This window comes from Anabaena azotica FACHB-119 (genome assembly GCF_014697625.1).
Lineage (GTDB): Bacteria > Cyanobacteriota > Cyanobacteriia > Cyanobacteriales > Nostocaceae > Trichormus > Trichormus azoticus_A.
The window spans coordinates 26,413-50,380 of the sequence record NZ_JACJSG010000027.1 but is presented as its reverse complement, the minus strand read 5'-3'; the positions used below and the strand labels follow the sequence as shown (position 1 = coordinate 50,380).

The following is a 23,968-nucleotide window of genomic DNA, read 5'->3' as shown; positions in this document are numbered from 1 at the left end:
CCTAATATTTGATTGCTATGCCATACTAGAAGGTGAGAGTTAATTCGGCGACCGCGTTTGTTTTTAGTATTGACGGGCTTTTTCCTTTTGGTATTTACAGACTTTTCTCCGAAACCTAAATCTCCACATACCTATGATTTCGGAGAAAATTTATGTCAGTTTATGTAGGCAATCTTTCTTATGATGTTACAGAAGATAGTCTAAATGCTGTTTTTGCAGAATATGGTTCTGTAAAACGAGTTCAGCTACCCACTGACCGTGACACAGGTCGGATGCGCGGCTTTGGCTTCGTGGAAATGGGTAGTGATGCTGAAGAAACAGCAGCCATTGAAGCACTTGATGGTGCTGAGTGGATGGGACGTGACCTCAAAGTTAATAAAGCTAAACCTAAAGAAGATAGAGGTTCTTTTGGTGGTAATCGGGGAGGCTACGGCGGACGGAACCGCTACTAAGCTTTATTAATTAAGTGCTTGAAGCTAATCCATTAATCCAGCATATCTATTGTACTTAGGACTGGCTCAAGCAGAAATGTTTGAGCTTTTTTTTACAAGGTTGGGATTAGTTAACGAAAGATTAAGCTTTTTGCGCCAAAACCTCATCTTTGGAGTTATTTATGTCAAACCTGTCCACTATCGTCGAACCTGCTGTTTTAATCACCATCATTGGTGAAACTGTTTTAAAAGACCGTATTGTGAAGCTACTGAAGAAGCATGATGTAAGCGGCTACACCATTAATCAAGTGCAAGGTGAGGGAGGTCACGGAAGACGTTTGTCAGACTTAGCAGGCTACAACACTAATATTGAAATCAAGACAATTGTTTCATTGGGTGCATCAGATGCAATCCTGGTGGCGCTGAAAGAGGAACAGGGTAATCACGCCTTAATAGCTTTCCGACAAAATATAGAAGCTTTCTATTGATGCAATTTTTTGGCTCAGTGAGTGCTGACAGCTATTTTGCAACGACAAGTTTTATCAGTTGACAATTGCTGAAAAATTGGATATGACTAGGCTTAACTTAATGCAGCTAAAAGTGTAATACTTAGTCGTATCGAAAGATGATCTTTGCCCTAACAACAGGTTTTAACCTGCATAAATTATGGAAATTACGTCAAATACAATTCCAGAATTTGAGAAATTATTTAGAGAAAAATTACATCTAAATAATTGTAAGTTGAAAAAGAAAAAGCAGGAAAATAATTATGAAATTATTACTCCTGCCAAAGATATATTTTTGATGTATTGGTGCGAGTTTCCCGAAATTAAGTTGGTATATCAGCCAATAGGAATACGCACACAACAAACTATGGTTTATGAGCAGGCTATCCGCTCTCATATTAATTTTTGTGTGAGTAATATCCAAGAATCTATGAAGCTTAATGTCAACTAGGGAATCTGCCCATGATGCTCTTACTTCACCACAATAATCTTTAAGTATTTATTTACTCTTTCTCAGCAATACAACCTTCATTTATCTATGTATTGCTGAGAAATTGCGTTTACTAAGTTCTCAAAACTAGCTATTAGGACTTACGCAAGTGTCATAATCGAACTAAATGTAGGGTGCGTCAGCCCCAATAATTTCGTACATATTCAAGGATTTTCCACATCTGACGCACCCTACCCCAGGTGCTAGTTGCATAAGTCCTGGCTATATCTAAACAAGCTTTTCAACAGCAGTGGTGAACTGCTCATAAGGAGAGACTCCGACAATTTTTTCCGCTAATTCACCATCTTTAAAAATCAGCACGGCGGGAATACTACGCAGTCCAAATCTTTTAAAGATTGGTTTGTTGTTGTCCACATCGACCTTAACAACTTTAACGCGGTCTTTGTATTCTTCGGCAAGTTGATCCATTAACGGACTGACAAGACGACATGGGCCACACCAAGTTGCAGTAAAGTCAACAACAAGAACTTTTTCTTGAGTTAAAAGCGTATCAAATTCATTTTCCTGAATATAAGCAACTGTGTCAGTAGACATTATTTATTTTCCTGCATCAAAGTAAAATTATAGTCAACAGATGACTATAAAAATATACACTTTTTTTGTTGACTGACATCTTGCACTTTCTCAACAAGTATATGGCTCCCTGCACTCCCCACCCTACGAAATAACAGGGGTTTTAGGCTTTGATTTTCGCAATAATGTAATGGTGCAATATATGAGCCTCCCACTAGCGCGGCGCAAAGCGCAAAATATAGAAGAAACACTTTTTTCTTCCCCTATACCCCTATACCCTTACACCCCTACACTCCTGTGTTTCTTGAGAGTTGAGTAAATTAAGTGTATTGCACAGACACCTGATCAGCAGATACTGGCAAAATTTCTATCATTAAAAAAACACTCTCATAAAATTAATAATTAGCGCTCTATGCTTCACAGACTAGAGCGCTGAGATTACTTTAAGCGGGCATAATTTGCACAATCAATGAACGTTTATCAAGTGATTGGACTTTACCTACTTGACCTAGATCCGTGACAATCCGTTCTAGCATTTGTCCAGCTTGCTCTCGATATTGATTTTCTCGCCCTCGTAAGCGAATAGCAAACTTAACTGAATCGCCTTTACTCAACCATTGAAGCGCTTGCTCGATGCGTAAATTATAATCAGCCGCACCGACGTTGGGACGGAATCGAACTTCTTTTACGGTGGGTCTAGCACTTTGACCCTGACGTTTTTTCTTTTGATACTGAAGCTTGCCATAGTTAACAATCTTCGCCACTGGAGTGTCTTTACTCTGAGAGACTATAACTAGGTCAAGTTCCACGCTTTGCGCTAACTGTAGAGCTTCATGGGTGTCGATGAGACCACGATTGTTATTTTCATGATCAATCAAGAACACCTGGGGGGACTTGATTTGTGAATTAATCAGCTGCTTTTGGACTACGATAATTATTTCCTCCTATTTTCAATACCTGCAAGAGCAAGTATTACTAAGGTAACACAGTACTATCTATTTGTTGACTATAAATTTTTACTTCTTTACTTGCTAGGCAACTGGCGATCGCTACACCTTCCCCCAACCACCTCTATTGTAAATTATCTATATTTAGTTCTTTAATCACCTCTACTGAACGATTTACATCGTTAGTTAATACTTCTTTAGTAAAATACTTTAAAGTTGAAGCTAAAGCTAGTTGAGAAGCTATTTGATGAACCACTTCCTGAGAAATTTCTTTTTGTTGATTTAAGACTTCAACAAAACTTTCAAAATCACGCATTACACAATATCTATGTAAAGCGGATTTATTATCTATTTGAGTAAACTTTTCATCAATCTTTTCTTTCGCTTCTTTTTCTGCCTCAGAAATTGAGTTCACAAATCCGCTATCATGGCATAATTCACCAGAAATCTTATAATAATAAGCTTTGCCGCTTAATGATTCCTCCTCAATACTGATCGCATGAAATTTGTAATCAATTTTGTACTTGTTAGATTCCATAGACAGAAAGCATCAGGTTACTAAGTTAATATGGTTTCTCTAATCTGCTGCTAAAATACTGATAAGATTAGAGAAATAAGGCAAATTTTTGCAGACTCAATTGCGAAAACTTCTCTTACGCTGTCTGTGTCTAGCAACTTCCTTCCGCTTACGTTTTTGCTCTGGCGTTTCAAAATACCGAGATTTTTTCATATCTGGAAAAATACCAGCATGGGAGACTTTTCGTTTAAAACGACGCAAAGCAGACTCAATCCCCTCATTCTCGCCTATTATGATTTGAGTCATTTCATGTCCTTACTTAATTATCACTGGTTAGTGTTAAGCCACCCAGTCAATCAGAGAAAAATTACCAACTCATGTTTTGCTCAAACTTCAGTAGCGGTTACGTCCACCGTAATTTCTTTGGTTCCCGCCAAACGAGTCTCTGTCTTCTCTGGGTTTAGCCTTATTAACTTTTAGGTTACGTCCCATCCACTCAGCACCATCAAGAGCTTCAATAGCTGCTGTTTCTTCTGCATCTGTACCCATCTCTACAAAAGCAAAGCCCCGCACACGTCCTGTTTCCCGGTCGGTGGGTAGGGTAACTTGTTTTACAGAACCATATTCTGCAAAAACACTATTGAGAGTCTCTTGTGTAACATCGTAAGAGAGGTTGCCTACATAAAGTGACATAAATTGTCCCCGCAATCATAAGTGTGTAGAGATAGAATTGTCGGAGACAAGCCTGTTAATACCAAAAGGTACTAGCCTGTTAATATATAAAACAAAATTTGTAACCGAATTTTATCCTTATCTTCTATTTTAACACGACATTCAACAACTCTCCAAAATCTCTCTCTAAAGCAGGAGCAGTGGTTTTATAATCATCAGTAATTGATAATATTTACACAAAGCAACTGGAAGAATGCAAAATAAGTCGCTTCTCTACGAGACGCTACGCGAACGCTCCAATTCAAAATTCACGCATTACAATCCCCATAAATAAATGTAGAGGCTTGTATCCTTTTCATCTTCGGTCATTATTGGTAGGCGGTGAGATAAAAAAGTGTTTAATAGCTTTTTAGAGAAACGCCTACTTGTTCATAAGAGATCACTTAATTATTAAATAACAAGAAAATCTTTAATTTATATGAGGCTAGTATATAAGTTTTGCACAAGATTCAATACCTATCTAGCCCTTCTTAACTGTCTCCTGTTCTCTGCTTACACCAATCATGAATCAAATATCTTGCACCTTCTCCATAAGCTAATGCCGATGCAATGCCCATCCTACGAAATCATCAAGGTTTCAAGCTCAGGTTTTCGAGTGGAATTAAAAATTACTTTTTTACGTAAAAATACTGTTCAAATTGTATTATATAATTTACTTTATAGATAGTTTTAGACAGTTGACTGCCGAGTTACTGGATTTGGAAATTCCCAAAAATAGCGCTATTTTTGGAAAATATACTCAGGGAAAATTTTCAAAATAAAAGGGTATTTCGCATCAATGCCACAATCTTATTCCTTTGACCAAGATAATAACGGACACAAATCATTTGCATTACCTGGAGCCAGACCACACTATAACCCCGATCGCCCTGGTCAGGTAGAGCATATTTTTCTCGATTTGCATTTAGATATCCCCAACCAAAGTTATGAGGGTACTTGCAGCATTCGTTTGTTACCCATTCGCAACGGGATAGATCGCTTAATTTTAGATGCTGTAAATCTGCACATCAAGTCTGTACAGGTAGACGAGGTAACACAGAATTTTGACTATGATGGCGAACAGCTAGTGATTCAGCTATCCCAACCTACCGAAATGGGGAAGCGGATATTAATTGCGATCGCCTACTCTGTAGAAAAACCCCAACGCGGTATCTACTTTATTCAACCAGACACACATTACCCCAACAAAACCGTGCAAGTCTGGACTCAAGGCGAAGATGAGGATTCACGCTATTGGTTCCCCTGTTTCGACTACCCCGGACAACTTTCCACCTCAGAAATTCGCGTGCTTGTTCCTAAACCCCTGGTGGCGATTTCTAACGGCGAACTGATTGACACCCAAGAAGATGGTGAAGACAAAATTTACCACTGGTCACAGCAACAGGTACACCCTAACTACTTGATAACTCTGGCTGTAGGCGACTTTGCCGAAATTCGGGATGAATGGCGCGCCAAACCAGTTACCTATTATGTAGAAAAGGGACGTGAAGCAGATGCTAAACGTAGCATGGGCAAAACGCCACGGATGATGGAGTTTTTGAGCGAAAAGTATGGTTATCCATATCCTTTCCCCAAATATGCCCAAGTTTGCGTCGATGACTTTATCTTTGGGGGGATGGAAAATACTTCCACCACCTTATTAACAGATAGATGTTTGTTGGATAAACGCGCCGCTTTAGATAACCGCAATACCGAAAGTTTGGTGGTTCACGAACTAGCCCATCAATGGTTCGGGGATTTACTAGTGATTAAACATTGGTCTCATGCTTGGGTGAAGGAAGGAATGGCTTCCTATTCGGAAGTGATGTGGACTGAACAAGAATATAGTCCTGAAGAAGCAGCTTATTACCGTTTATTAGAAACCCGTAGTTACCTGAGTGAAGATAGCGATCGCTACCGCCGTCCTATGGTAACTCATGTTTACCGCGAAGCCATTGAACTTTTAGATCGCCACACCTACGAAAAAGGGTCTTGTGTTTATCACATGATGCGGGCGGAATTGGGAGAAGAATTGTTTTGGCTAGCAATGCAAACTTTTGTCCAAGATAACGCTCACAAAACGGTAGAAACCATAGATTTACTCCGGGCGATTGAAAAAGCTACCGGACGAAATCTCACTTTCCTGTTCGACCAATACGTTTATCGTGGTGGTCATCCTGATTTTCAAGTTGCTTACTCTTGGGATGGGGAAGCGAAGTTAGCTAAGGTGACTGTTACCCAAACCCAAGTCAGCGCAGATCAGCAAAAAGATGTATTTGACTTGCGAATCCCTATTGGTTTTGGTTATAGTCAATCAGGAGAACCCGCAAAACTGCAAACTTTCACAGTGCGGGTGCATGAACGGGAACAGAGTTTTTACTTCCCATTGACCCAAAAGCCAGACTTCATCAGCTTTGATGTTGATAATCACTGGTTGAAAACGGTGTCTTTGGAATATCCCATACCAGAGTTAAAAGCGCAGTTAGCATCTGACCCTGACCCAATTTCACGCATATATGCAGCGACGGCTTTGGCTAAAAAAGGGGGATTAGAAGCGACTAAAGCTTTAGCTGCATCCTTGAAGCATGACCCATTCTGGGCTGTGCGGGTGGAAGTTGCCAAACAGCTAGCAGAGATTAAGTTAGACCAAGCCTTTGACGGATTAGTTGAGGGATTGGCGGATAAAAATCCTTATGTACGGCGGGCGGTGGTGCAAGCATTAGCAGAAATTAAAACTCGCGCTAGTTATAAGGCTGTCAAAAATGTTGTTAAAGATGGTGATGATAGTTACTACGTAGAGGCGGAGGCTTGCGTGGCTTTAGGTGCGATCGCCGCCATTAATTTCGATGACAAATCTAGAGAAGAGAAGGCAATCAAGCTCCTACAATCGGTTTTGTCAGAGAGGACTGGTTGGAATGAGGTGGTGCGTAGTGGGGCAATTAAGGGTTTAGCTGAACTTAAAACCTCAGAAGCAGCGTTGGATTTGATACTTGAGTATAGCAAACTAGGTGTACCGCAACCATTGCGATTGTCAGCTATACGCGCATTAGGCAAGGTTTCCGTCGGTCAAAATCCGGTTAACGTAGAACGGATAATAGAACGATTAGCCGAACTAGCCAAAGAAAACTTCTTTTTCACCTCAATGGCGGTTGTGACTTCCTTGGGAGAAATGGAGACAGCAAAGGCGATAGGCGTATTGCGATCGCTTGCTGATCAAACTACCGATGGACGTGTGCGTCGTTTCGCTGAAGAACAATTAGCTCATGTGCAGAAAAACATCGGTGCAGACAACGCCTTACGCCAATTACGCGAGGAACTTGACCAACTCAAACAGCAAAATCAACAACTCAAAAGCCGTCTGGAAACCTTAGAGGCTAAATCCCAGGCTGCAAAGAGTTAGTAATATCTTGTCCGCTTAAACACTTATCACTTCTTGGGGGTTGCTAATTGGTAATTGGTAATAGGTAATTGGAAAAGACAATTACCTATTACCAATTAAACCAACCAGATCGTAATTAGCCGCACTTGATATAATTGCTAATTCAAATGTATGGTGAGCATTACACCTTGTTATGGTTTTGGCGCTGCACTGCCCAACCTACTGTAACCTGTCACCTGTCACCTATGGTGCTGGTGGTAATGCTGGAGCTAGAGAAGCGCGTCTTGTGCTACCACCTCCACCTATGGTAGTTGAAGTATTATTGTTAACGATGTAGAGCGCCTTATATAGCTTCATCACATCCTCATAAAAATTGCCAGAGCCGCCCTCGATGCTGTAACCATATTTAGCTTGAAACTCTTCGGGAACTCCTTGTTCCATTGCGATGTAATGAGCATCCCAGGCTGCATCATCAACAACGTAGCCACCGTAATTTTGTAAAACCTTAAACAATTTTTTGCCTGCTGCGGTTTGTAATTTCAGGCTGGATTCGGTGACGGATGGAGGAATCGCTAGTAAGGTTCCTTGGACAAAGTTAGGGTTTGTACCCTGATAACTAGTGGAGGCTCCAGTATCAGATCGGTCTGCTGGCCAGCGATATCCAGGTACACTAGATGAATAGTAGTAGTATTTTTTACTCCAAAACAATAATTTGATGGCGTGGCGAATTGGTTGGTCGTTAGTTAATTCACCTTTACGAATAGAACCGCCAATGGAAGATAGTCCAGAGCCGAAATGCGCTCCGCCTATTCCTTGGCCATATAAGGTCAGGTCAGGGAAATAGCGCCAGCCATAAATCGGCCCGCCCTTTTCACACCGCGCCAATGGTTCAAGTTGTACTAAGGTTTTCCCATCTGGCATGAGAAAAGCCGAGGCATTGTTGGGAGTATTATAAGGATCGAGGGTAGCGTCAGGAATAATTAAGCTATCGGGAACGGGTAAAGAGATATTGACGGAGTTAGGGTTAGTGCCAGAACACCTTTTAGTCCAGCTACCCGGAGAATAAACAGGACGTAGAGGATCACTATCCTTGAGCTTGTAAAAATACTCTCGATCTACGCCAAACCAACCAGCTTTTTGAATGTTAGCTGCTACGTATTTAGCGCCTGAGCCAATTGGCATATTCCAAATTGATGTGGTGGAAAATGGCCATAACCAAGGATCTCTGGTAGTGGGTGTTTGACTACTAGCGATCGCATTTGTCAAGCTAATAGTTAATAAAGCACTTATTGCTACCGCAAATATACGCAACCTGAATTTGCGGTTTCTGAATATTGAAAATGATTTCATCAAAATCTAGCCCAGCAATTTTTTTGGGAACTTAGCTATTACTTACGCTATCAGCAGAGGAATTCGGGGCAACTCCGCTTGACCAGCCTGAGCCATTCTACATACGATAAATGAAAAAAGCAAGCGTTTAAACGCCTGTAGCCAATGTATCTGGCTCAGACTACGTAAATATGCAGCTATGTAAAGTATTCCCAAAGTTAAGTTATAAATAACATCGACAAAGTTGTACTTTTATAAAGTACAATTAAGAAAAAGATAGAAATATCTGAAAAGTCCAATAGGTTAGCATACCTGCGAAAAAACGCAAAAATCAAGAAGATTGACAGTTTTTTTGCAGAAAACTAGCCAAAATAGACTAGCAACCAACTTGCTTGTCAAAACAATAAATCAGTGAACAGTGAACAGTGAACAGTTATCAACATAATCTAGTGGAGGATTGAAACCAAGCACCAATTGCTGTAGTGTTTTCCCAAGGATGGAACTGATAACTGATAACCCTTACGGGTTCGCCAGTCGCTCATGGGGGAAACCCCCAAGACCGCGCTGGCTCACTGATAACTGAGAGTAAATTTCCCAGTAGAAGAGGCAGACAAAGGCGTGGGTCAGTATCAACCTGGTCAGCTTAAGCGCTACAATCCCGATGCGATCGCCAGTTACTATCGTTATCGTCCCTGGCTAACTTTAGGACGGTTGTTCAAAATAACGTGGTATTTTGCAACGTTTATTTTGGGCTTGAAGTGGGATGAATGGCAAAATCAAGAAGAACAGAACAAGGGAAAACGGGCTAGCCAGTTACGAAACATACTAACCCGTTTAGGCCCGACTTTTATCAAGGTAGGTCAAGCCCTCTCCACCAGACCAGACCTGATACGGAAAGATTTTCTAGAAGAACTGATTAAGCTACAAGACCAATTACCACCATTTGATAATGCGATCGCCTATCAAATCATCGAAACAGAATTAGGCAGATCCATAAGTGATATATATAGTGAACTTTCCCCATCTCCAGTAGCGGCGGCGAGTTTAGGTCAAGTCTACCGAGGACGCTTGATTAGCGGTGAAGAAGTCGCAGTCAAAGTACAACGCCCCAATCTGCGCCCCATCCTCACCCTTGACCTCTATATAATGCGTTGGGCGGCTGGTTGGTTAGCACCTTGGCTACCCCTCAATCTCGGTCATGACCTGACCTTGATTGTAGATGAGTTCGGAACCAAGTTATTTGAAGAAATTGATTACCTCAACGAAGGACGCAACGCGGAAAAATTCGCTCACAACTTCCGCGATCATCCCGAAGTCAAAGTACCGAGTATTTATTGGCGGTTTACAGCTAGTAAAGTTTTAACCTTAGAGTGGATTAACGGCTTCAAGCTGACAGATACCAAGAGTATCCGCGCCGCAGGTTTAGACCCAGAAGCGATTATCCGCATCGGTGTTACCTCTGGTTTGCAACAATTGTTAGAATACGGCTTTTTCCACGCTGACCCCCACCCAGGTAACTTATTTGCCATGCCTGATGGTCGCATGGCTTATATTGACTTTGGCATGATGGATCAGTTGGAGGAACTCACGAAAGAAACTTTGGTAGATGCGTTAGTGCATCTGGTGAACAAAGACTATAGTGATTTAGCCTTAGATTTCGTCAAATTAGGATTTCTCACCCCCAATACAAATATTGCCCCCATCATTCCCGCATTAGAGGCAGTATTAGGAAATGCGATCGGTAAAAATGTCGAGGACTTTAACTTTAAAACCATTACCGACCAGTTCTCAGAACTGATGTATGAATATCCCTTCCGCGTTCCCGCCAAGTTTGCTTTAATTATCCGTTCCCTGGTGACACAAGAAGGGATTGCACTAAGTCTCAACCCCAACTTCAAAATTGTGGAAGTGAGTCATCCTTATGTAGCTAAACGCCTACTAACTGGAGAATCTCCCCAATTAAGAAGACGGTTGTTGAATGTGCTGTTTAAAGATGGTAGATTTCAGTGGCAGCGCTTGGAAAATCTGATTGCGATCGCCCGCACCGATGGCAACTTTGACGTATTACCTACAGCCAGAATGGGGTTAGAATTTCTCCTATCTGATGAAGGTCAATTTTTACGCCGCCAATTGGTGCTAGCACTCACAGAAGATGACCGCCTGCACACCGAAGAAGTCCAACGCCTATGGTTTTTGGTGAAAGATGACCTCAAACCAACGCGCATTTTTAATGTGGCGATCGGGTTGTTGACAGATTTATCTAGAGAAAGCGTTGCTGCCATTTTACCCCAAGCAACATCTCTCACGTTTTTTGACGAATCCGCAGCTAAAAATTAAATTTCATCTTATAAAATTGGGAGTTTTCATGTACTATTACCCTTCACAACCGCCATATTTCTTATTAATTTTAGGTCTGTTTGTAGCGCTTACTTCTGGCTTTGCTCTCTCTGGAACACTAAAATTATTAGTACAAAATTGGCAAGTCAATAGCACAGAAAACTCTCAAACTAATTCAGCATTTAAGAAACAGTTGCCTTTCCCATTTTTAGGCATCACTATCGGTATTTGTTTATTTGTCTCCTCTGGTTTAGAAATATTCGGCTTTCCCAATATTCTTGCTTTAGGCATCGGTTTACCCCTCAGCTTAGGCACTTGTCTACTAGTTTGGTTCCAATTAGGCAGTATGTTAACCTACGCCGAACGCCGAGGAATGAAATCACTCGATTTAGACTCTTTATCTTAAATGATGTTTGGAAAATCGTAGGTCTTTAACATTTTGATCTCAGGAATCATACTTTTCAAACATCCTCTAAAAGAATGTTTGAAAATTATGCCAAATCATCTTGACGTACTCCCCACAGCTAAGAAAACGAGCGATAGTGATGTTTTCATAAAAAGCTGGGGGATTCTTCTATGATACTTAAGCTCGAAAAATGTTTCCACAATAGGACTTACGCAACTGGCATATTTTTTCTGTAGGGTGTGTGACTGGCGATAATATTTGAACATGGTAATGAGACTTGTAGCGTCACGCACCAACCACCAATTGTGACACTTGCGTAAGTCCTGCACAAGCAAGGTTTCCCCTGCCCCCTGCCTTGTTTCTTGAAAGGTAACAAGGGAATAATGCAAATTTTCCACATAAATTGCATATTTAATGACGAAATTACTGAATATTCCTTTAGATAGAGGTTTTTTCAACGTCTACTTAAGCGCGATCGCACCAAGGAATAAAATTTATGAGTTCTCAAATCAAATCGCTATCCGAATTTATTCAAGCAAACGCACCTACTATTTCCATCATTGATGGTTCTCCAGAGCTAATTAAAGAAATACAGGAAATCCTAAAAATAGAAGTAGACGGTATTGTAGGTTCTATAACAAAACAAGCTTTTGCAGACTTCAAAGAAGATAATCAACTAAAGTTCCCTTTACTACTGGGAGTAACTACTGCTAAAGAGTTGCTAGATGTCAAAGATCAGGAAGAGAAGGCAAGCACAACTGATGACAGTAGTGACTCACAACCCAAACTCAATCCAGATGCTGGAACACGCACTGGAAAGTCAATGAAACTTCCTAATGGTGAAGTAGTTTATGAGAACCAATACATTGTTGCTGGTATACCTTTAACTTGGGGTGAAGCAACTAAGGGCTGTACTCGCATTCCTACTATTTCCGAATATGTACAGAATGCGGTTAGGCTTGCTAAAGTTTGGGGAAAAGTGAGAGAGAAGTTTGGCTCACCTATAGTAATTACTTCTGGCTACCGTCCACCTAATGTAAACAAGGCAGTTGGCGGGGTTCGCAACAGTCAACATCTATACTTCCGTGCGCTTGATATGCAACCTATGAACGGCGACTTCAGGAAACTTTGGGAAGTGTTAGAAGTTTCTGACTTTGTTGGCTTGGGAGATGCAGTGTTCAGGGGACGTAATAAAGGATTCTTCCACGGTGATATACGACCGGGTACAAAAACAATATTTCCCTACTAGCAGGAATTATTCTTTGAATCATACAGGACTTATACCAAATTAATATGAAGCTGCATAGAATAATATGTCGAGAATAATTGAACGCAGATGCACGCAGATAAACGGGGATAAATCAATGGGTTTTATATTATGTGCAACCTCATATAAAATTGGTATTACGCATTAAAGTTGTTTGTTGAGGCTGGGGGTCATGGGTGTAAGGGTTTTAAAGATTTACACCCCTACACCCTTGCCCAAACTCTTGATTTTTCGTTTTTATGCTTAAGTCCTAATACTTTTCAAACATCCTCTAAGGGTTTTATTGTAGTATTTAGCCTCATCCAAGCGCAAAACGTTGTCAGTAAATTAACTTTTCTCAGCAACTTACTTAATGTGTATTTGCCGCAATGGGTTTTTCAGGAGATTTAATACTTTTTGCCATTGGCTTTGCTTTGCTGGCGCGGGTATAGCAGCCGCAGGGAAGTCAGGATTCAAATTGCGGTGATATTCCCAGATATCCCAATAGGGACAACCCGGTTGAATGCGAATACCTGCCCAATGCAGATATTGTAGAGGTTGATTAACATTAGGGTCAAATACTAAGTTACCTTGAGTTTGAAAATGGGGAGAACCCGCCCAATTACCAGGTGCTTTACCTTCACGGCGGACAATGTTGAAGCGGCGAGGAATGCGCTTGAGCAACATATAATTAATAATTGGTTGGTCAGAAGTCTTTTCGGAAAAATCAAAGTATTCGGGGTGGGCTGCACATTCAGTAAAGGTAGCAAATAAATCATCTGCCGAAATTAAGTTTTTCTTAGAACCCCAAAAACCACCGTTAAAAATATCTTGAACTTCTGCTTGAGTAAAAACCTGATCTTCAAAAACTTTAGGGGTAAATACGTTTTTGATACCGCCTGCGTGTTGATAATCACAACATATAAAATCTGCTGCGGCTAGGTAGTTCAGATTATCGATGATTTTTTCAAAGACAACAATATCGGTATCAATATAGAGAAATTCATCGAAGGGGCCAAACCAACAAGCTTGCTTGCGAAATTGATTAGGACGGGCGAAAAATTTCCCACCAAAAGTTTGATGCAATCTTTGAGAAAGTTGGTCTATAAAAGCTAAATCACTATAGAGTTGCACCCCATAGTGTTGGTTGAGAATATCTGCGATTTTATGATAATTATCATCGTAGGGAATCATCACAACTGGAGTATCGGCATCATATAAGCGGATACTGTTAAGGAGTGCGATCGCCTGATCAATAACTTTATCATTAGCTATAATATAAATTCCCCGACTCATATTTTCACCTCACACTGTTAAACCTAATTTTCTTAAAATCCGCTTACCCAAACTGGGGTAATTTTCGATAACTTTTGGCTTGGTTGTAAACTGTGGACGTTTGTTTGGTTCATGCAGATAACGATAATGCAAGAACAAATCCCGGTAAGGAAATTCCAGGTTTTCCCCTGCACAAATCCTTCTAAATAAACTAGAACTTAGCCCAATATAGTGAATATAAGTAAGCCGTTTACCTTGGTCATACAAGATATTATCGCGGGCTTTAAAGTGGGGAGAAGTTACACAACAACCAGTCTTTTCGTTATTTGGTAGATTGAGAGCAAAATTATAATTAGATATGCCTAACCGCATTACCATATAATTGAGAATTGTTTGATCAGGAGCCATATCATAAAGAACTTCAGCTTCTCCCTGACGCAACTTATCTAGAATAATTTTTTGGTTTTGGGCATTAAATAAACCTTTTTTAGCTGCATAAAAACCAGAACAAAATACTTCTGTTTGTAATTGTTCTTGGGTAAATAATTCTGTTAATTTAGCAGAATTAAGGTTATAAACGTGAGATAAATCTTTATACTGAAAATCGTACACCACCCAATCATAATGATTGAGTTGGTCAAAAACTGCGTCTAATGGACTCATTAATAATGTATCAGCATCCATGTAAACAAAGCGGTCAAAAGGCCCATCAAAGGCGCAGTAACGGCGATGAGTACCGACACGATGATACTTTTCCTGACTAATTTTCTGCCAATGTGCTTGAGCAGTAGGATGGATATCCCAGACACTACAAACAAATTCATCCCATTGCTGAATTGACTCTTGATGATCATAAAGCTGCACTTGGGGACGACGGGCAATTTCTGCCGCAATTTGTGTTGTATTGTCGTCATAGGGATAAATACAAACAGGCATTTTCTGCCCATAAATTGCTTCAATGCTATTGAGTAAAGCAATTAGTTGGTCGAAAACTCGGTCATTAGCAAGGGTACAAATACCATCCATATAGTTTTGGGGAAGGGGAAGGGGGAAAGGGGAAAGGGGAAGGGGGAAAATAACAACTGATAACTGTCAACTGACTACTGACTAACAAATTCTGACAACCAGTTGAGTAGGTTTAGTTTGTGGAGGATGATTTGTCTAGCTTCGGCGATCGCATCCTTAGCAGCATACCAAGCATCAGGTGTAGCTGTCACTTCTTGGATGTAAGCCACACCTTTTTCATCCAAGCTGGGTAGGCGTAAAAAACTGCCTGGAGGTAACAATTTATCTGCGGCTGGGCCACCATAATATATTGGTAAACACCATGCCAATAAAGCATCCCATAACTTTTCACTTACATACCAATCATTTTCCGCATAATTTTCAATTGATAGGTTGTAATAATATGGAGCCATTCCATACCATTTATTACCCAATTCTCCCGATGATTTTGCCCATTCCGGTAAACCCCGTCCATACAAATTCAACTTAACTTCGCTAGCTTGGAGTAATTCCAAAAACTTTAATCGGCGACGATGGTTAGCAGTACGACTAATACCAGAAGTTATCCAACTGCAAGGGAATACTTTTTCGGGTACAGGCATTTCATTCAGTTCTCGAAATGCGTTGTTATGATACCAAATAGCGGGCATATAATCAGGCTTAGGGGCAAAATCATCAGGCCCGGAAATATAACCGCAATATTGTTTTGCTGCTTGATAATATGATTTATTTTTCTCTACAATCTCTTCTAAGGGAGGTTCACGCAATAGATAAATTATACGTTCCTTCGGTACATTTCGGAGTAAAGATTCCACATTAATTTGTTGATTTTGTGGTTTACGGCGTAACTTATCTAACCAAGATGGCTGTTTATCATTCTTAGGAAAATCAAATTGATACATCAACAGAAAATCAGGTTTTTCTGCCAACGCTTCTATTTGAATATTTCGCCACACGCCAAATTGTTGGGGTGTCTGTTGCCATAACCAATCTGCTCTTTTTGCTAGATTGTTATAGCTAGAAATCATGCCAATTTTTTTTATATCCATTGAGCCAAGATTCATTATTGATAATGTGATTTTTAAGAGGTTTGTAGTCAGGACTTTAGTCCTGATTTTAGATATAATAGGACTAAAGTCCTGACTACGAACTTAAAATTAAGTACCATAGGTTAATTTATTAATTGCGGACGCAAAGATTCATCTACATAACTAAGAATTTTATCTATACGATTTTCCCAAGAAAATGGTTTAGCTAATTCAATATTTTTGGTATAACCTTCTATCTTTCTTGGATATATTTCCAGAGCCTGTTTTAATGCTTGAGCTAATTTATTTGGGTTATCAGGTTCACACCATACAGCAGCTAAAGGCATATCTTTAAACAGCATTAATGGCGGAATTTCGGTAATAACTATGGGAGTTCCTGAAGCCATATATTGAAAGAATTTTACAGGATTGGTGAAGTTAGCCGACTTACCAGAACAGTGAGGATGAACCAAAATATCAGCAGCTTGAAATAAACTGACTAAGCGTTGGCGAGGTAATACCCAGCCTAGAAACTTGATATTTTCTACTTGTTTATCTTTAGCTAATTGTTGATAGGCTGTTACTTGTTCTGTCTTACCACCTGTAATGGCAAACTGTACTTGTGGTAATTCTTTAGCTGCATCAATCAAAACATCAATACCTTTAAATGGGTATAAAGCGCCAGAATAAACTACTAGGCGTTGACTTTCATCTTTGAGTAATTCCTTACGCCATGCGGCGGCTTCTTCTGGCTGTTTTAATAAAAATGATTTCTCAAAACCGTTATGTAGCCAGACAACTTTTTCAGGGGGAAACCCCTGTTCAATAAGGCTTTGTCTAATAATTTCTGACTGGGTAATAGCTATTTGCAAAAAAGGACTTTCAGCAATAGCTTTAGGAACCTTTTCTTTTTGGAAATAGTGGCGTTCGTAGATAGTAGGGATGCGATTTTTAACTGCGGCTTGGACAAAATTCCAATCTCTAGTATGGACAATTTTGGTATGTGATAAAAGATGAAATGGTAAATAATATCGCGTTACTATTGTACTTGATGCTGTATATTTGCCTCCAACACAATCAATAGGCCAAGGCATTGGTAGGGAGGCAACTTTTAACTTATCTTGTACATCGTAAAATTCGACAAAATCCTTATCTGGTTGCTTGGGTTGGTAAGGAGAAAACAATGAGAATGTATTCAAAGAACCACGTTTTGCTTCTGGATACACTAAAACAGAAGCATATCCTAAATTAGCGGCAGCATTAGCACAAAGAACATCATGAATTTCGTGGGCAGTGTCTGGTTGCTGCGATACGTTTCTAGTATAAAAGATATATTGATTTTTCATTGTTGAGTTGGGGCCAATAGTTCTGTGTGCGTTGACAAGATGTCATTTTCAAAATTTTCTAAATAATTCAGGAGATTCATCGACAGATTTAGAGCCTCTTTGAGGATTGAATATTCACTTTGTGTTAACTCGCCTGTAAAATCAGTCAATGAACGTAGCGAAAGTAATATATTGTCAAACTGTATATGAAAGTCTTTAAAATTTTTTAAATTTTCACTCTGCTTGTTACTATTTTGATTTTCCTCCATTAATAAATTAGATGAATATTTAATTTGTTGTTGTAAACTGTCCTCAAAAATATCCAGGGTGTTAATGATTTTAAATGCTGATTTGTATGAATCTTCAATTAACTCCTGATGTTCTTGACTATTATCTATCACATCATCTAATAACAAGCGTAAAACCCCAATCATTGAGTTAAGGCGGGTGCGGATTTCATAGGAAATTCGCAAGTAGGTTTGATTGGTTTTATTAGCTGTTTCTGTATTACTAAACTGCATTTGATACAGTCGTGAGTAGTAGCCACCTTTTTGTAAGAGTTCTTCGTGGGTTCCTACCTCTACGACTTTTCCCTGATCTAAGACAGCGATTTGATGAGCTTTGCGGACTGTAGAGAGGCGGTGTGCTATGACTAATGTGGTTCTATCGCGACTGAGTTCTTCTAATGCTGCTTGTACTAAGCGTTCGGAAACGGTGTCTAAAGCACTAGTCGCTTCATCAAGAATGAGGATATCAGGATTTTGTAGGAGTGCGCGGGCGATCGCTAGTCTTTGTCTTTGTCCTCCCGATAACATCACACCGCGATCGCCTACCATCGTATCAAATTGCTGCGGTAATTTACTAATAAATTCGTAGGCATTTGCCCGTTTAGCCGCTAACACAATCTCTTCGTCTGTAGCATCTGGTTTACCATAGGCGATGTTATTACGGACTGAATTATTGAACAGAAAAGTATCCTGGCTAACAATTCCCATACATCTGCGTAAAGATGCAGTATCAAACTCACGCAAATCTACATCATCAATACTAATAAAGCCACCAGTAGGGTCATAAAATCTAGGTAATAAGTCGGCTAAAGTTGACTTACCTGCACCAGAACCACCCACTAATGCTAAAGTTGTGCCACGGGGTAAATTTAAGGTGACATCTTTGAGTACTTGCTTATTATGCCCAGGATAAGTAAAGGAAACTGATTCAAAAGTAATCCCTTTTTGTAACCCGTTGTAGGCAATTTTACCATTAACTAGAAATGGTTTATTATCTACTCGTAATAATTCACAGACTACATCTACACTAGCACCCGTACTAGCAAAGCTACTACGGAGACTATTGAGTTGAGAAACTAGCGGTAGCAGGCGCAATAAGATGAGTAGATATGTTAAAAGTACAGCCGAAATGGCGCTAACTTGGTCAGCAAACAAAGTCTTACTTAAAAGTACAATTCCCAGTAAAGCTGCGACTCCCAAAAATTCGCTGAGGGGTGCGATCACATTTGAGTTCATCTGATCCTTAAAGTCTGCTGCTTCCCGCTCCCGAATTAATGTTTTAATTCTATTAAATTCTTTATTCTCATTCGCCGTAGCCTTGACAAGCCGAATCCCATTCAGGGTTTCTAACACAGCTATTGAGTAAGCTTTTGACATATTACTCAATATTTTGCCAAACTTGCGGGAACGGCTAATGGCAAATTGATTGACTAATGTTACTATCGACAATAAGACAGTCGCCATGATAGTTAACTGCCAAGAAATTGACAGTAATAGGCAAACAAAAACGAAAATTGTACTAGTTAGAATAATTAACTTGATTATGTTGCCTAAATAAGTAGCAGCACGACCAATTTCTCCTCCTAAACTGTTGATTAAGTCACCAACTTTGGTTTTAGCATAATAATCTATATCAATATTTAGTAATAAATTCACACTGGCTTCTCGCATATCCGCAGTGAGCCTACGAGTGAGAGAACTTGATGCTAATGTGCTAGTGTATGTTGCTAAATTTTTTAAAGCAATTGTCAGGAGAATTGCCCCTGCCATTACACCAACGCGGTAGTTTTCCGGCACATGATCAAATGGTGTCATGATGGCTTTAAGTAACCCTGGAGCGCCTTTCAAGTCTACTGGTTGCCCAACTATTCTTAAAATTATCGGTACAATCAGCGTTGTACTAATCCCATTAAATAAAGCTCCAGAAAATCCTAATATTATCGTCAGTAGAATTAATCCTGGGTATGGTTTCGCAAATTTGAGTAAGATGCGTTGATTAGGCATTTAGTTTATGAGGGTAACAATAGAATTATTTTTAACACAATCCATCAAGGCTTGATGATCTCTTCATTTACTATTTACTACCAACCATTGCCGTTTCCTTATAAATACTTACAAACTGGCAATAACTGACTCTAGGGTAGTAGCCATAGCAGATATGCTGTATGCTTCTATACATCTTATCCTAGCTTGGCGACCGCGATCGCTTGCAGCATCCCAATCTGCAAAAATCGACTTAATCTGCAATGCCATTTCTTCAGGACAAGCAGGCTCAACTAAAAAAGCCGTTTCTCCCACAATTTCGGGAATATCCCCTACTTTTGTCGCTAAAATCGGTTTAGCCATTGCCATCCCATCAGTTAACTTCAAGGGAAACTGCGCCAAAGCAGCTGGCGTATTCCGTTGGGGAACCACAATAATATGTGCAGCTGCGACAATTTTCGGCATTTGCGTAGGTGGAGACTTGGGTAACTTAATAATCCAACGTCCCCACTTTTCCATAAGTTGAGCATCATAGTCATCATAAGGGCTACCACCGACAATGACGAGTCTTAAATCGGGTTCGTTGAGAATATCTAACGCCGTGAGGATATCTTCCACGCCTTTATATGGTCTTGGCGCACCAGGAAACATTAAAACTCTGTAGTTGGATAACCCATAAAAAGCTCGGCTTTCTGCCGCATCGTAGTTGATGGGGTTAAACAAATCAGTATCTTTACCATTAGGTATATAAACCCCACCGAACCGTTCTTGTAAGAATTTAGTATGAATTGTGACTGCATCAGCTTTTGGTGCAATCCTCTCCACAAATTTTAAATATAGGGGATGATCAGGATTGCGTAACGCTCCATCCGGCTTAAAAATATCACGATAAAGTTGCTTCCAAGAGGGACGATATTGCCATTCTTCCCCCCCATACCAGCTTAATTCCCAATCATCTATATCTAAAATGACTGGGCGACGAGTTCTGAATTTTTTCCATAAAGAGAGGCCTAAAGTTGTAGGTTTAGGTCTCATCGCATAAATAATATCACCATCAATTCTTTTTAACAGTTCCGCCGCCGAACCTAAAAACTTGGGGTAATTATGACCGATGAATTGATGAATCTGAATTTCTGATTGAGGAAATACTGCTGCTTCACCAAAGACAAATCCTAAAATTTCGACTTCATAATTCAGCTTTTGCAGTGCTTGAGCTAGGAGAAAAGAACGTACCGAACCGCCTCCCCACCTTCCTGCTCCCGCACTGGATAAGTCGCTGACAACTATGGAAACTTTTAAGTTGGATTTGTTCGCTTGTAGATTCACAATTTAATATTCTTGGGATAACTGAACCTGTCCAAGATAATCATAAATCCTCATTCAAGATGTAGCCATAGGAAAACGAGCTAAGGCGTGTTTTCGCGCGTCTGACGATCCCCTGATCCTTCCCTTAAATCAGTTATCAGTTATCAGTCAGCCAGGGCTTATGGTGTGGTGTAACAGCGCACCAATGCCTTCCACCAATTGCTGTGGTGTTTCACTTTTGTATTTAAGTACGGGCGGGTTTAACGAACATATCTGTTTTTACCATGAATTTCTGTAAGGGCGGGTTTAACTGACATATTTGTTTTCCTCATGAATTTTTTACTGAACCCGCCCCTACCCGCCCCTACAACTGTTCACTATTAAAAAGAGGGGTGTAAAAGCTCTAAACCTATACCCCTACACCCTTACACCCGGTTACTGAGCGCAGTCGTACCACTCCGTGGAAGCAAGCTACGGGTAGCGTCCCGTAGGGAAGTATACACCCTGTCTCAATAGATAATCTCGGTGCGTAAGTCCTAACTATTTGAGGCTTGCCACTTCAGTAGGTTTGTGAATGGCGAATTGCTATTACCAGTCAATCAGTTTTAATTGACCTGTCTGGATCTGGTCAAAGATGCGATTAATTTGGCGACGTTCTGCTTCACTAATATCATTGCCATTGAATACTACAGAGGTCAGCAAAGCATGATCTTGGGGACTTAATTTGCCGAAGCGTAATATTCTATCTACAACTGGCTTAATTGCAGTTTCTGACTGACTATAAACACTGTTGTAGCTGTATCTGTAGTCACTACTCATATTTTTTCCTGTGGTCACTAACTGAATGTGGGAATGAATATCTGCTTTAGGTATAAAAAGAAACTACTTAAGCAAGATACTGAGTTTAGATAAATTTTTCACTAAGAACAGATATTCATGTATGTATATTCATGGTGTTTAAATATTCTAGCAGTACAAAAGAATCCAGTTAATTAAACTTTATATTTATACATCCTCCTACAGAGGTATCACTGATAAATATTTGGATATATTTTTATATTATTGTACAGTATCCGTGTTATTACGGTTGTACACTATCATGGTTTCTGTAGTCTTAAGTAGCCACAGCAATATATAAGTTTTTTTTAAAGCTAAGTGGGAAGGGGGAAGGGAAAAGCTTTCAAGGGCAGGTTTTTTACACTTCGACCCAAAAACACTGATTTTAGGGTGTAGGGGTAGATGAAAGTCTGATAATTTACTGAATCTTATAGTCCTCACTGATTACTTTATGAAAAACCTGCCCTTAAGAGACTCCCCCTACTCCCCCTCTCACAAGTTTAGGTTTTTAATCTAGCAGTGAGTAAGGACTCTAAAACTAACGAGAAAATCATTGTTTTATTCACCCCTACACCCCTACACCCTTACACCCTTACACCCCAAACCAAGGTTTTTGGAACACCAATAAAAAACCTACACCTGTCAGGAAGGGAAAAGGGGAAAGGGAAAAGGGGGAAGGGGGAAACCTTTGCCTTTTACTATCAGTTATCAGTTATCAGTTATCAGTCAGCCAGGGCGTATGGTGGGGGATAAAGAAGCGCCACGCGAAGCTTTCCAGCAATTGGTGTGATGTGTCACTAACTTATCTAAGTACGGGCGGGTTTAACGAACATATCTGTTTTTACTATGAATTTCTGTAAGGGCGGGTTTAACTGACATATTTGTTTTCCTCATGAATTTTTTACTGAACCCGCCCCTACCCGCCCCTACAACTGTTCACTGTTCACTGTTAAAGGAGATAAATATCATGCAGGTAATTCGTCTAACAGCACTCTCAGACAATTACGTTTTTTTACTACATGACCCTCAACAAAATATTGCGGCTGTTGTCGATCCAGCAGAGGCGGAGCCAGTCCTTCAGCAACTGGCGCAATTAAATGCAGAGCTAGTGGCAATTTTTAATACACACCACCACAATGATCATGTAGGTGGGAACCAGCAGTTAATCCAAAAGTTTCCCCAAGTAAAAGTCTATGGTGGCGCGGAGGATATAGGCAGAATCCCTGGGCAGGAAGTATTTTTACAACAAGGCGATCGCATCCAATTTGCTGATAGAGTAGCTGAAGTCCTCTTCGTACCCGGACATACCCGCGCTCACATTGCTTACTACTTCCCTCCCCAAACACCAGACGAGCCTGGGGAATTATTCTGTGGCGATACCCTGTTTGCTGGTGGTTGCGGTCGCTTATTTGAAGGCACACCAGCACAAATGGTAGAATCTTTAACTAAACTACGTTCTCTCCCAGAAAATACCCGTGTCTGGTGCGCTCACGAATACACATTAAAGAATTTACAATTTGCACTCAGTGTAGATAGTGGGAATACTGAATTACAAAAGCGCCTTGATGAAGTAAAAACACAACGCAATCAGGGAATAGCCACAGTACCATCATTACTAGGTGTAGAAAAACGCACCAATCCTTTTTTACGCTGGGAGCAACCCTCATTACAAGCAGCAGTTAACAGCAACGACCCCATCCAAACCTTTGCGCGTATCCGAGGATTGAAGGATAGGTTTTAGGTAGTTGTCAGTTGACAGTTGACAGTTATCAGTTGTCAGTTATCAGTTATCAGTTGTCAGTTGTCAGTTATCAGTTGTCAGTTATCAGTTATCAGTTGTTTTCCCCTGCTCCCCTGCTCCTCTGCTCCCCTGCTCCTCTGCTCCCCTGCTCCCCCAGTCCCCAGTCCCCAGTCCCCAGCCCCCAGTCCCCAGTCCCCAAACATTTTTCGATTTTTTGCCAACAAAGAGTTGCGATCGCCCCCAGCAGTTCGCTAGGATCTGTAAGCTTTAGGGTATAGAAATGCTGGGAATAGAGTTACACTAACGTGGGCTATCCTGCTGCAACCCAAGTTAATGAGATTTTACAGGA

General features: G+C 40.3%; 21 protein-coding genes. 8 read left to right on the top strand and 13 right to left on the bottom strand.

What is annotated here, in order from left to right:
• The first annotated feature begins 152 nt into the window (after positions 1–152).
• The 3 genes from H6G83_RS19510 to H6G83_RS19500 all read left to right on the top strand — a co-directional run bounded on the left by H6G83_RS19510 (position 153) and on the right by H6G83_RS19500 (position 1,388).
• Positions 153–452, top strand: a complete 300-nt coding sequence (locus H6G83_RS19510; RefSeq protein ID WP_190475328.1) for an RNA recognition motif domain-containing protein — start codon at positions 153–155, stop codon at positions 450–452.
• A gap of 161 nt (positions 453–613) precedes the next feature.
• A complete protein-coding gene (locus tag H6G83_RS19505; RefSeq protein ID WP_190475326.1) occupies positions 614–919 on the top strand; it encodes a P-II family nitrogen regulator in 306 nt (101 codons plus the stop codon).
• Between the two features lie 178 nt (positions 920–1,097).
• Positions 1,098–1,388, top strand: coding sequence for a hypothetical protein (locus H6G83_RS19500; protein ID WP_190475324.1), 291 nt, complete (start codon positions 1,098–1,100; stop codon positions 1,386–1,388).
• A 267-nt stretch (positions 1,389–1,655) separates the two neighbouring features.
• Here the strand turns inward: H6G83_RS19500 and trxA are convergent, their stop codons facing one another.
• The 5 genes from trxA to H6G83_RS19475 form a co-directional block, all read right to left on the bottom strand.
• The gene (trxA, locus tag H6G83_RS19495) at positions 1,656–1,982 is read right to left on the bottom strand and encodes a thioredoxin (RefSeq protein ID WP_190475322.1); all 327 of its coding nucleotides are present in this window, start codon (positions 1,980–1,982) and stop codon (positions 1,656–1,658) included.
• Positions 1,983–2,404: 422 nt separating this feature from the next.
• Positions 2,405–2,872, bottom strand: coding sequence for a translation initiation factor IF-3 (gene infC, locus H6G83_RS19490; protein WP_313936535.1), 468 nt, complete (start codon positions 2,870–2,872; stop codon positions 2,405–2,407).
• A gap of 160 nt (positions 2,873–3,032) precedes the next feature.
• A complete protein-coding gene (locus H6G83_RS19485; RefSeq protein ID WP_190475320.1) occupies positions 3,033–3,446 on the bottom strand; it encodes a hypothetical protein in 414 nt (137 codons plus the stop codon).
• Between the two features lie 96 nt (positions 3,447–3,542).
• Positions 3,543–3,731: a 30S ribosomal protein S21 gene (rpsU, locus tag H6G83_RS19480; protein WP_190475318.1), complete on the bottom strand. Its 189-nt coding sequence runs from the start codon at positions 3,729–3,731 to the stop codon at positions 3,543–3,545.
• Positions 3,732–3,818: 87 nt separating this feature from the next.
• Positions 3,819–4,118 carry an RNA recognition motif domain-containing protein gene (locus H6G83_RS19475; protein WP_190475316.1) on the bottom strand — a complete coding sequence of 100 codons (300 nt, stop codon included), beginning with the start codon at positions 4,116–4,118 and terminating at the stop codon, positions 3,819–3,821.
• A gap of 817 nt (positions 4,119–4,935) precedes the next feature.
• Here H6G83_RS19475 and H6G83_RS19470 point away from each other — a divergent pair.
• Positions 4,936–7,536, top strand: a complete 2,601-nt coding sequence (locus H6G83_RS19470; RefSeq protein WP_190475314.1) for a M1 family metallopeptidase — start codon at positions 4,936–4,938, stop codon at positions 7,534–7,536.
• Between the two features lie 222 nt (positions 7,537–7,758).
• Here the strand turns inward: H6G83_RS19470 and H6G83_RS19465 are convergent, their stop codons facing one another.
• Complete coding sequence (locus H6G83_RS19465; RefSeq protein WP_190475313.1) at positions 7,759–8,865, bottom strand: hypothetical protein; 1,107 nt, start codon at positions 8,863–8,865, stop codon at positions 7,759–7,761.
• 597 nt (positions 8,866–9,462) lie between these two features.
• On the opposite strand from H6G83_RS19465, the gene H6G83_RS19460 reads away from it, so the two are divergent.
• From H6G83_RS19460 to H6G83_RS19450, 3 genes are all read left to right on the top strand, one after another.
• Positions 9,463–11,181, top strand: a complete 1,719-nt coding sequence (locus H6G83_RS19460) for an ABC1 kinase family protein (RefSeq protein ID WP_190475311.1) — start codon at positions 9,463–9,465, stop codon at positions 11,179–11,181.
• 28 nt (positions 11,182–11,209) lie between these two features.
• A complete protein-coding gene (locus H6G83_RS19455; protein WP_190475309.1) occupies positions 11,210–11,587 on the top strand; it encodes a hypothetical protein in 378 nt (125 codons plus the stop codon).
• 496 nt (positions 11,588–12,083) lie between these two features.
• Entirely contained in the window at positions 12,084–12,836 is a 753-nt protein-coding gene (locus H6G83_RS19450) for a D-Ala-D-Ala carboxypeptidase family metallohydrolase (protein ID WP_190475307.1), read from the top strand.
• 363 nt (positions 12,837–13,199) lie between these two features.
• On the opposite strand, the gene H6G83_RS19445 is transcribed toward H6G83_RS19450, so the two are convergent.
• From H6G83_RS19445 to H6G83_RS19415, 7 genes are all read right to left on the bottom strand, one after another.
• Positions 13,200–14,129: an Npun_R2821/Npun_R2822 family protein gene (locus H6G83_RS19445; protein WP_190475305.1), complete on the bottom strand. Its 930-nt coding sequence runs from the start codon at positions 14,127–14,129 to the stop codon at positions 13,200–13,202.
• A 9-nt stretch (positions 14,130–14,138) separates the two neighbouring features.
• Positions 14,139–15,134: an Npun_R2821/Npun_R2822 family protein gene (locus H6G83_RS19440; RefSeq protein ID WP_190475303.1), complete on the bottom strand. Its 996-nt coding sequence runs from the start codon at positions 15,132–15,134 to the stop codon at positions 14,139–14,141.
• Positions 15,135–15,208: 74 nt separating this feature from the next.
• The gene (locus H6G83_RS19435; protein WP_190475435.1) at positions 15,209–16,162 is read right to left on the bottom strand and encodes a glycosyltransferase family 10 domain-containing protein; all 954 of its coding nucleotides are present in this window, start codon (positions 16,160–16,162) and stop codon (positions 15,209–15,211) included.
• 122 nt (positions 16,163–16,284) lie between these two features.
• Positions 16,285–17,487: a glycosyltransferase gene (locus tag H6G83_RS19430; RefSeq protein WP_190475301.1), complete on the bottom strand. Its 1,203-nt coding sequence runs from the start codon at positions 17,485–17,487 to the stop codon at positions 16,285–16,287.
• Positions 17,484–19,757: an ATP-binding cassette domain-containing protein gene (locus H6G83_RS19425; RefSeq protein WP_190475299.1), complete on the bottom strand. Its 2,274-nt coding sequence runs from the start codon at positions 19,755–19,757 to the stop codon at positions 17,484–17,486. Before H6G83_RS19425 ends, H6G83_RS19430 begins: the two co-directional genes overlap by 4 nt.
• Before the next feature lie 108 nt (positions 19,758–19,865).
• Entirely contained in the window at positions 19,866–21,062 is a 1,197-nt protein-coding gene (locus H6G83_RS19420; protein ID WP_190475297.1) for a glycosyltransferase family 4 protein, read from the bottom strand.
• 567 nt (positions 21,063–21,629) lie between these two features.
• Entirely contained in the window at positions 21,630–21,860 is a 231-nt protein-coding gene (locus H6G83_RS19415) for a hypothetical protein (RefSeq protein WP_190475295.1), read from the bottom strand.
• Between the two features lie 985 nt (positions 21,861–22,845).
• Here H6G83_RS19415 and gloB point away from each other — a divergent pair.
• Positions 22,846–23,619, top strand: a complete 774-nt coding sequence (gene gloB / locus H6G83_RS19410) for a hydroxyacylglutathione hydrolase (protein ID WP_190475293.1) — start codon at positions 22,846–22,848, stop codon at positions 23,617–23,619.
• Positions 23,620–23,968 lie beyond the last annotated feature (349 nt).